Origin of the sequence: Stieleria sedimenti (assembly GCF_025060895.1) — a bacterium.
GTDB lineage: Bacteria > Planctomycetota > Planctomycetia > Pirellulales > Pirellulaceae > Stieleria > Stieleria sedimenti.
Genome location: NZ_JANZKV010000113.1, coordinates 1 through 9,306, shown reverse-complemented (window position 1 = coordinate 9,306; position 9,306 = coordinate 1). Strand labels below are relative to the sequence as shown.

General features: G+C 58.1%; 7 protein-coding genes, 1 tRNA gene and 1 pseudogene. 8 read left to right on the top strand and 1 reads right to left on the bottom strand.

Annotation, left to right across the window (positions count from 1 at the left end; all coding sequences use genetic code 11):
• Nucleotides 1-106: 106 nt before the first annotated feature.
• Nucleotides 107-259: a type B 50S ribosomal protein L36 gene (gene ykgO, locus NZK35_RS15780; protein ID WP_094417406.1), complete on the bottom strand. Its 153-nt coding sequence runs from the start codon at nt 257-259 to the stop codon at nt 107-109.
• 533 nt (nt 260-792) lie between these two features.
• Between ykgO and larC the strand changes: the two genes are divergently transcribed.
• The 8 genes and pseudogenes from larC to NZK35_RS15745 all read left to right on the top strand — a co-directional run.
• Nucleotides 793-1,989, top strand: coding sequence for a nickel pincer cofactor biosynthesis protein LarC (gene larC / locus NZK35_RS15775; protein ID WP_259633497.1), 1,197 nt, complete (start codon nt 793-795; stop codon nt 1,987-1,989).
• A 40-nt stretch (nt 1,990-2,029) separates the two neighbouring features.
• A complete protein-coding gene (locus NZK35_RS15770; protein WP_259633496.1) occupies nt 2,030-3,829 on the top strand; it encodes an efflux RND transporter periplasmic adaptor subunit in 1,800 nt (599 codons plus the stop codon).
• Nucleotides 3,830-3,831: 2 nt separating this feature from the next.
• On the top strand, nt 3,832-7,134 hold the full coding sequence (locus tag NZK35_RS15765; RefSeq protein ID WP_259633495.1) for an efflux RND transporter permease subunit: 3,303 nt from the start codon (nt 3,832-3,834) through the stop codon (nt 7,132-7,134).
• Nucleotides 7,135-7,408: 274 nt separating this feature from the next.
• A tRNA-Gln gene (locus tag NZK35_RS15760) sits at nt 7,409-7,480 on the top strand.
• Nucleotides 7,481-7,786: 306 nt separating this feature from the next.
• Nucleotides 7,787-8,068 carry a hypothetical protein gene (locus tag NZK35_RS15755; RefSeq protein WP_259633494.1) on the top strand — a complete coding sequence of 94 codons (282 nt, stop codon included), beginning with the start codon at nt 7,787-7,789 and terminating at the stop codon, nt 8,066-8,068.
• A gap of 58 nt (nt 8,069-8,126) precedes the next feature.
• Nucleotides 8,127-8,282: pseudogene (locus NZK35_RS34930) on the top strand (ECF-type sigma factor); the annotation flags it as partial.
• Between the two features lie 13 nt (nt 8,283-8,295).
• Nucleotides 8,296-8,415, top strand: a complete 120-nt coding sequence (locus NZK35_RS34925; protein WP_407699796.1) for a hypothetical protein — start codon at nt 8,296-8,298, stop codon at nt 8,413-8,415.
• A gap of 78 nt (nt 8,416-8,493) precedes the next feature.
• The coding region (locus NZK35_RS15745) for a serine/threonine-protein kinase (protein ID WP_259633492.1) at nt 8,494-9,306 on the top strand (813 nt) is incomplete at its 3' end.

Here is a 9,306-nt window from a genome sequence, read left to right as displayed (position 1 = left end):
GGTATTGGGCTAAAGCCTGTTCACCAACACGTGTGCCCGCGTCATTTCTACCTGACCCCTTTTCCGCTCAGCAAACGCAACCCGAAAATTGAGCTGACACGCAAGATTAACGACGCGTCTTCTTAACTTTCGCGCCGCCCTGACGGACTTTGAATTTCGGATTGCTCTTGCAAATCACGTAGACCCGACCACGACGTTTGACGACTTGGCAATCGGGGTGGCGATACTTCAGTGCGCCAATGCTGCTGACAACTTTCATCGGAATCTCTCACCGGGTGACGCTCTCGAAAGAACGCTGGTAATTTGTGTCTGTGCCCCGAAGCCTCTCTCCGGGTTCTCGCGATCCATGGTCGCTTTGAGGGTCGCGGAGTATAACGACCTTCGTGGACTGTGTATAGCGACCCTGTGACCCTGTCGAGAGCAATCACTTTCCGCTCCCCTTTTTCGGCGAATCCCTGGGTGGTCGTGGCCAGGGCTTTCTGGGGCGATCAGCGGCCGTTCTTGGAAGGCATTGATGTCGACACATCTAAAGTCACCCTCCCTGGCAGGGAGGGTCGAGCGCAGCGAGGGGAGGGGCGATTGGTTGTGACGGAGTGATTCCAAGCCACAACGAACCCTCCCCGGCCACTCGTACATTGACCGGCTCCACCCTCAAAGGGAGGGTGACTTCGAGTCTTGCGACTTGTGTAGACACCAATACTTGGAAAGGGGCCACTACGGCATGCGAATGCGCTGGGGTACCCTACAGATTCCCTCTCCATTTCCAATCACCCAATCACTCTCTGACCAGCGATGACACGATTTGCGTACTTCGATTGTTTTAGCGGGATCAGCGGCGACATGACGCTGGGGGCCCTGATCGATTTGGGTGCCGATGCGGCGGCGATCGAGGCGGCGATTCGATCGATGGGGTTGCCGGATCTGTCGATCACGACCAGCGAGGTCAAGAAGTGCGGGTTCCGTGCCGTTTCGGTTCAAATCAACCATCCGCCGGAGCATGCCCACCGGCATTTGCATCACATCACAGACATGATCGATTCGGCGGGCGAAATCGACCAGACGGCCAAATCGCTGGCCAAACGGATCTTCGGCCACGTCGCGGTCGCGGAAGCCAAGGTGCACGGGACGACGTTGGAAAAAGTCCACTTCCACGAGGTCGGGGCCATCGATTCGATCGCTGACATCGTCGGTGCCGCCGTGGCGATCACGGGTTTGGGCATCACTTCGGCCATGGCATCGCCGGTTCCGACGGGAACCGGATCGGTCAAGATCGATCATGGGCTCGTGGCGGTCCCGGCACCGGCGACGGCTGAAATCCTGGCTGGAATCCCGATCGCGTCTTGCTTGATCGCCAAAGAGTTGACCACGCCGACCGGCGCGGCGATCCTCAAAGAGTTGTGCACCGAATTTGGCCCGATTCCATCCATGATCGTCGACTCGATCGGTTACGGTGCCGGCACCATGGATCTGCCCGACCAGGCCAACATGCTTCGCGTCCTACTCGGTCGGCGCCAAGCCGACGAAACGTCCAGCGGGCATGCCCACACCCACCACGACCAGGTGGTGGTGCTGGAGACGAATCTGGACGATGCGACCGGCGAACAGATCGCCGATTGTGCCAACCGGTTGATGGACGCCGGCGCGCTGGATGTCACTCAAACGCCCTGCACGATGAAGAAAGGCAGAAGCGGCGTGATTCTGTCGGTGATGACACGCCCGGAGAAAACCGCGAAACTGGAAGAGTTGATCTTTCAGCACACCCCCTCGATCGGAATCCGCCGCTACGTTGCCGACCGGGACACGTTGCCGCGGCAGTCGATCACGATCGACACCTCGTTGGGACCGATCCAGGCAAAATCGGTCACGCTGCCGGGCGGCAAAAAACGCGTCAAAGTCGAAGACGACGACGCACGGCGTTTGGCGGAAACGCATTCATTGTCGACGATGGAGGTCCGTCAACTCGCCGAAGCCGAATTGGCAGGGGGCTGAAATTGGCCTTCAAGCTATACTCTTCGCGACACGACTTTTCTTGTCTTCTCGAATTCAACGGATGGGCCATCTGCCGATGCCACTGACGACGCAATCTGAATACGCCGATGATACAGAGGTGTCCGCCCGAAAGGGGGGAGGGGAACTGGGGTCTCAAGCGGCGGCACGAGTCGGTGATCAAAGTGGCTACGATGTGGTCAACTCCGCCGCTTCACCACACGAATTTGCCCGACCCAAACGCTGGGATCTGTTCCTGCTGTACAACGTCGCGATCCCCGTCCTGTTGATACTCGCCGGTGTCCTGATCGTTCGCACCCTGGGCGTTGCCGAAGCAAAACCCGTCCCGCCACCGGACACGTCGCCGGCTGCCGTGCTTCAATCGCTGCCGGCGACCCGCGTCGAACGCGTCCGCTCGCTCGCCGAAACCGGTCAACAACTGGAACTCGTGATCGATGGGACCGTCGTTCCCTTTCGCGAGGCCCGTGTGGCATCGGAAGTCGCCGGAACGGTGATCGAAAAATCTGCCAACTGCGAAGCCGGTTCGATCGTCACGCAAGGGGAGGTCCTGATGCGAATCGATTCGCAGGATTACGAGCTGGAAGTCGAGCAGTTAAAGAACCAACGGGATCGCGAATACCGAGCGATCAGCGAAAACGATCAAGAGATTGCCAACACGCAGCGTTCGATCGAAATCGCGCGACAAGATGTGAAATTGCAGCAGAAAGAAGTCGATCGCCAAACCGCCCTGAAAACATTCGCCAGCCCGGCGGAGGTCGACAAGGCCAAAAGCGCGTTGCTGCAAGCCGATCAACAACTCGTCACCCTGGAAAACCAACTCGACCTGCTGCGTTCGCGGCGGTTGCGACTGGAGGCCGCCGAACAACTCGCCGCGACACAGCTGCGTGCGGCCGAGGTCAATCTGAAACGCTGCACGATCGTTGCCCCGATCAGCGGCGTGATCGTCAGTGAGCAAGCCGATGTCAATTCCTTTGTCAATCGCGGCACCACACTGGTGACGATCGAGGACACGAAGAAAGTGGAAGTCGCCGCCAGCATGCGAATGGATCAACTGCATTGGGTGCTGGACCAGAAACGGGGACTGAATCAGGAACAAACCAGCCAAACGGCCGGATACGATTTGCCGACGACCGAAGCAATCATCGAATACGAAGTCGCCGGACGGCAAGGAACCGTGCATCGCTGGAACGGCGTTTTGGTCTCCTACGACGGGATCGGCATCGATCCCAACACACGCACCGTGCCGGTACGTTTGCTGGTCGATGACCCGACGCACTACATCGATGAGAAGGGGCGGGACCAAGTTGCCGATCGCACCAATGCGTTGTTGCGTGGCATGTTCGTCCGAGTCCGCTTGCAACTGCGTCCCCAATCCGAACTGGTCGTGATTCCCGCCAAGGCCCTTCGTCCCGGCAACCGTGTCTGGAAATTCAAGGCGGACGAGTCCGTTCTGACCGAGCAGATTGCCGCGGCGAAAAAAGCGGCCCAATCGGTTCCGCCGGCCGTGGCTGCCACGTCATCAACTGACGTGGACGCTCCTTCATCCGACGATGAATCGGAAGGTCCACAGGAGCAGCCGTTTGACCCGGCTGCCTGGAAAGCGGGTTTGGTCCAATACTCGCAAACCGTCTATCCGGTCGACTCACTGCGGTTGCGAGAAGACCGGGGACTTGACCCGACGCTGGCACCATCACTGCAATCGCCCGATCGCGTTTGGGTCTGCGAAGCGGATTCGTCGGACTTGGCCGTCGGTGACTATGTGGTCGTTTCGCCACTCGATTCGATTCCGCCAGAAGGGCTTCCTGCGCGAGCCGAGATTTAAGAATGAAGCGACTGATCACGTGGGCCATCACCAATGCGCCCGGTATGAACGTCTTGATGATGGCGCTGATGATCATCGGTGCGCTTTCGTTGGTTCAAATGCGCCGAGAGGTGTTTCCGGAATTTGAACTCGAGGTCGTCATGGTCACGGTGCCTTATCCGGGAGCGACCCCGAAGGATAGCGAGGAAGCGATCTGCCAGAAGGTGGAAGAAGCGATTCGCTCGATCAACGGGATCAAAAAAGTCACCTCGATCGCCAGGGAAGGCGGTGCGTACGTGCTCGCCGAACTGCGATCAGACGTCAAGAACGTCCAAAAGGTGATGTCGGAAATCGATCGCGAAGTCGATCGCATTCCGAGCTTTCCGGAGTTGGCCGAGGACCCGCAGATCCAGCAGATCACGTTTCGCGACGCCGCCATCCGCATCGGGATCATCGGCCCCCAAGACCATTCGCAGGAAGCGGAACTGAAGCTGCGGGAAATCGCCGAAGGCATCCGCGACGACGTGTTGATGCTGCCGACCGTCTCGTCCTCGTCCATCATGGGCACGCGGCCGTACCAGATCGATGTGGAAATCCCCGAGTCGACGCTCCGCAGCCACGACCTGACGCTGACCCAGGTCGCCGAGATTCTGCGTGCCCACAACGTCGAGCTTCCCGGCGGGCAATTGAAAACCGAAGGTCAGGAGATCTTGCTGCGGGCGAAGAACAAGGGCCGCGTGGGCGAGGAGATCAAACGCTTGCCGATCGTCACTCGGCCCGACGGGGTCGTGCTGACCGTCGACGACTTGGGCACCGTGAAAGATGAATTCGAAGATTCCACGATGGTCGGTGAAATCAACGGCGAACCCGCGATGGTCGTCAATGTCGAACGCTCCAAAAGTGAAGACTTGTTGGCGATGGTCAACGATGTCCGTGCCTACGTGGCCGACAAGACATTGCCGGCGGGGTACCGGTTTGAGATTTGGAGTGATACCAGCACGGAGGTCCGTGGACGATTGGACCTGTTGCGGCGCAATGGGTTGCAGGGGTTGCTGCTCGTGTTTCTGGTGCTGACATTATTCCTCGAGATGCGATTGGCGTTTTGGGTCGCACTCGGGATTCCCGTTTCCATCTTGGGCGCCGGAGCGGCGCTGGCCCTGGGTGACCAGACCCTGAACATGTTGTCGTTATTCAGCTTCCTCGTCGCATTGGGGATTGTGGTCGACGATGCGATCGTGATCGGCGAAAACATTTACGCGCACCGCCAGATGGGCAAGACGCGAAAACAGGCTGCGATCGACGGCGCAATGGAAGTGTTTCCTTCCGTCACCGCTTCTGTCATGACCACGGTCATCGCCTTCGCACCGATGTTTTTTGTGTCGGGGGTGATGGGGAAATTCATGGCCGTGATTCCCTTTGCCGTGATCGCGATGCTGGTGATTTCATTGTGGGAAAGCATCTTTGTGCTGCCGAGTCACCTGGCGCATTCGCACACCGGATTCTTTCGCGTGCTGGAAATTGTCACCTACCCGTTGCGACCGCTGGGATTGCTCTTGGCGTGGCTCGGTGAACGATTCGCCGCCGGATTGAATTTTGTCTGCAATCGCCTCTACGTTCCCGCACTCCGATTCAGTTTGCATTATCCGATGATCCCGATCGCGGTCTCGATCATGATGGCGTTGGGAACGTGGGGGATGATTCGTGGCGGGATCGTTCCATCGATCTTGTTCCCCAAATCCGACAACAACTTCTTACAGGCCGTCATCGTGTTTCCCGACGGAACCCCCGCGATCGAAACCGATCGGGCGACGCGGGAGATGGAGCGTGCACTGCGGCGAGTCAGCCAACGAGTTGCCCAGGCACGCGTGGCGGAGGAAGGCATCGACATCAAGACCCTGTACCCGGGCAGCAATGACGTCATCTCTGGACCGGTGCGGCTGACGTATCGCGAAGTCGGGAACACGACCAACACGCAAAACCCTGCCGGCGGCGGCGGCTCGGGAAGCAACGTCGGGCAGATCTTTGCGGAACTGCACGACACCAACATTCGAAATATCCACAGCAAGGATCTGCTCGCGATGTGGCGGGCCGAGGCCGGTGAGTTTGCCGGAGTGGAAAGCGTGACCTACGGCAGCGTCGGAGTCGGCCCGGGCGGCAAAGCGATCGAATTTAAATTGCTGGCCGACAGCGACGATGAAGATCAATTGCTTCAGGCCACCGACGCGGTCAAAGCCCGCTTGGCCACCTATGACGGTGTGTTCGACATCGCCGACGACAACACGCCGGGGAAATGGGAGTTTCAATTTCGCGTCAAAGACAACGCGTTGGCGACGGGAATCACGCCGACGGACTTGGGCAACACGGTTCGCAACACGTATTTCGGCGCCGAAGCGATGCGTTTGCAACGCGGGCGGCATGAAGTCAAGTTGATGGTCCGGTACCCCCAAGAGGAACGCCGCTCGCTGGTGAATTTTCGCGAGATTCGTGTCCGCGACCCCGCCGGAAACGAGCACCCCATCGAAGAACTCGCCGAAGTCACGCTCAAGCGCGGCTTTTCGGAAATCAATCGAGTCGACCAACAGCGTTCGGTCACCGTCAGTGCGGACTTGGATTGGAAAACCGCCAACTCGTCGCTGATCATCGCGGACCTGCAGGCGAACTACTTGCCCGAGATGGCGAAGCAGTTTCCGGGGGTTCAGGTGCGGTGGGAAGGCCAAGCGGAACAGAGTCGCGAGTCGGTCGGCAGCCTGATGGTGGGTTTTGGAATCGCCATCATCGCGATGTACGTGTTGCTCGTTTTGCAATTCCGCTCGTACGTCCAGCCGATTTTGATCCTGATGATCGTGCCCTTTGGGATGATCGGAGCGGTCTGGGGGCACGCGATCCTGGGGCTTCCGCTGACGCTGTTCAGCATGTTCGGCCTGGTCGCGCTGTCGGGAGTGGTGATCAACGACTCGATCGTGCTGATCGATTTCATCAACGTGCGTGTCCGCGAAGGCCACCCGCCGATGGAAGCGCTCGCCGATGCGGGCCAACGCCGCTTTCGGCCGATCTTGCTGACCAGTCTGACGACGATCGCGGGGTTGATCCCGTTGATGCTCGAACGCTCGTTCCAAGCCCAATTGCTGATCCCGATGGCCGCGTCGCTGGCGTTCGGGCTGAGTCTGGCGACGTTTTTGGTGCTGTTCCTCGTTCCCGTGTTCTATGCCCTTTACCTGCGGGCCTACAACGCGGCAGCGGCCCTGTTGCACGACCTGCACATCACCCGAGAAAAGAACCCCGATCCCCTCGAATTCCCCGCCGAATCAAGTCCCACCGCGGGGTGAGCATCCTGCTTGCCTGCACTGGTTTCCAGATCCACCGTCGGAGTGATCTTCGCCGCCTTTTCTGGGGGATTTGGACAAGTTCGGCGTGTTTGGGGAGCTCAGGTCGGCGGGAGCAAGCAGCCCAATTCGCCCGCGAGCGGAACAATTTCATGCCAGTTGAGGCCCCGGAGTCGAAACTGCGACAAATTTTCCGCCGCGAACCTGAAAAGATCTTGCCGACTCCTATTCAGCAGATGGAAATCAGTTGCTAAACTTCCGCTCAGACGCAAGTCACTACCCCGTGGTGTAATTGGCAACACTACTGATTTTGGTTCAGTCATTCTAGGTTCAAGTCCTAGCGGGGTAGCTATCTCTCATCATTCTGATGACGCCAGGATCGGCCAGATCGAGACGAATCCCGTCTTTCGCCGTCTCGATCGCTATCTCCCCTGATCCTCCTTGATCCCCTGTCTTCACGTGCTGTGCGGTGTCCTGCGCTGTCTGCGGTGCGGAGTGCGGTGTCCTGTGCGGTTTGGCGATCGTCGGTGTCTGTGTGTCTTGCCCTGATCAGGTGCGGCGGCAATTCGGGGAAGATCGGGCATTCGCGGACGGGCGGTGTCTTCTCCGATCGGATCGTCATCTTTCCGGCGATCAGATCGATATCGTCCCATTTTTGGATCAGGCATTCGTGGGGACGTCGACCACCGTATCGGGCAGCCGTGAACGAATCGATCGGCTCGTCTACGCCGAAGTGACGGCAAAGGCTCCGCGCGGTTATCTCCAATTGCTCAATCGTGCCATCCTTCGCCGAATGGTTTCCAATGTAGTCGTCGGTCCAAGCCTTGAGGGTTGGCACGGTCGCTTCGCCGCAAATTGCCTCGATAGGAAGCCGAGGGGCGGTGATCAGCGCGAAGAGCTCGACATGGAGTTTGAGGACCTGGGGCTGTTGTTCTAGTCAAGTGAAAGCGGGCGGGCCTCGCTGGCCTGATCTGCAAGCTCGTTCGTGAGCTACAATGATTCCTTATCTAGGCAATACAAGTGATGGCAGCTGGAATTCGCTGCTCGACCACCAACAGTTTTCACACATTTCCGACGTAACACAAATTCTCGAACCTATCGAGAACGGTGACGCGAAATCTGCAGAACAACTGCTTTCTCTCGTCTACGACGAGTTGCTGAGGCATGAGTGTAGACGAAGCCACCGTCGCACTCGCGGTTTCGCGTGCACCCGCTTATCGTTGTTGGACTTACGCTCGGGCATGGGGGCGTGCTGAGGTCCTGGAAGATGATCCGGCAGAATAATCCTAAAATGACTGAGACATCCTGGCTCTGGACGACGCATTACAAATTGCAAACAAGTTAAAACGCGGGGAACCGACCATGCCTTCCGACTCATCAGAAAAGGAAAAGAGAATTTTTCTTGAGGCGATCGAGATCGGGCAGAAAGAGGCTCGCGACGCTTTTCTCGGTGAAACATGTGGCGATGACCATGCGCTAAGGCAAAGGATTGAGAAGCGCTTGGTGGCCCACGAACAGCCCGAGAGTCTGCTGGGCGATGCTCACCTGGAAGACGCGGACGCAACCGTTGCTTTACCGACGTCGGTCGAAACCTCTGACGATCGAGTTGGACCCTACCATCTTCGCGAGCGGATCGGCGAAGGAGGAATGGGAATCGTGTTCGTCGCCGATCAGAAAGAACCGCTGCGTCGAAGGGTCGCCCTGAAGGTAATCAAGCCGGGGCTAGATACGGATGCTGTCATCGCTCGGTTCGAAGCGGAGCGACAAGCACTTGCCGTGATGGACCATCCCAATATCGCCAAAGTGCTTGATGCGGGAACGACTGAAAAAGGTCGGCCCTACTTCGTGATGGAACTGGTAAACGGAATCGCGATTACTGACTATTGCGATCAGCACAGGCTCACGATTTCCGAGCGATTGGAGCTGTTTGCAAGTGTCTGTGAAGCGATACAGCATGCCCATCGCAAAGGGATTATCCATCGCGACATCAAGCCATCGAATGTCCTCGTGACGGAACAGGATGGTCGAGCGATACCAAAGGTGATCGACTTTGGAGTGGCAAAAGCGATCGGACAGCGTCTTACAGATCGCACGATCTACACGAGTTTTCAGGTCGTCATCGGTACGCCACTGTACATGAGCCCCGAACAGGCTGCCCTTAGTTCCAGTTTTGCA

Excerpts from the sequence above, each read along its gene's own strand:
- NZK35_RS15765 (WP_259633495.1), top strand. The coding sequence starts at position 3,832 with ATGAAGCGACTGATCACGTGGGCCATCACCAATGCGCCCGGTATGAAC.
- NZK35_RS34925 (WP_407699796.1), top strand. The coding sequence starts at position 8,296 with ATGAGTGTAGACGAAGCCACCGTCGCACTCGCGGTTTCGCGTGCACCC.
- ykgO (WP_094417406.1), bottom strand. The coding sequence starts at position 259 with ATGAAAGTTGTCAGCAGCATTGGCGCACTGAAGTATCGCCACCCCGAT.
- larC (WP_259633497.1), top strand. The coding sequence starts at position 793 with ATGACACGATTTGCGTACTTCGATTGTTTTAGCGGGATCAGCGGCGAC.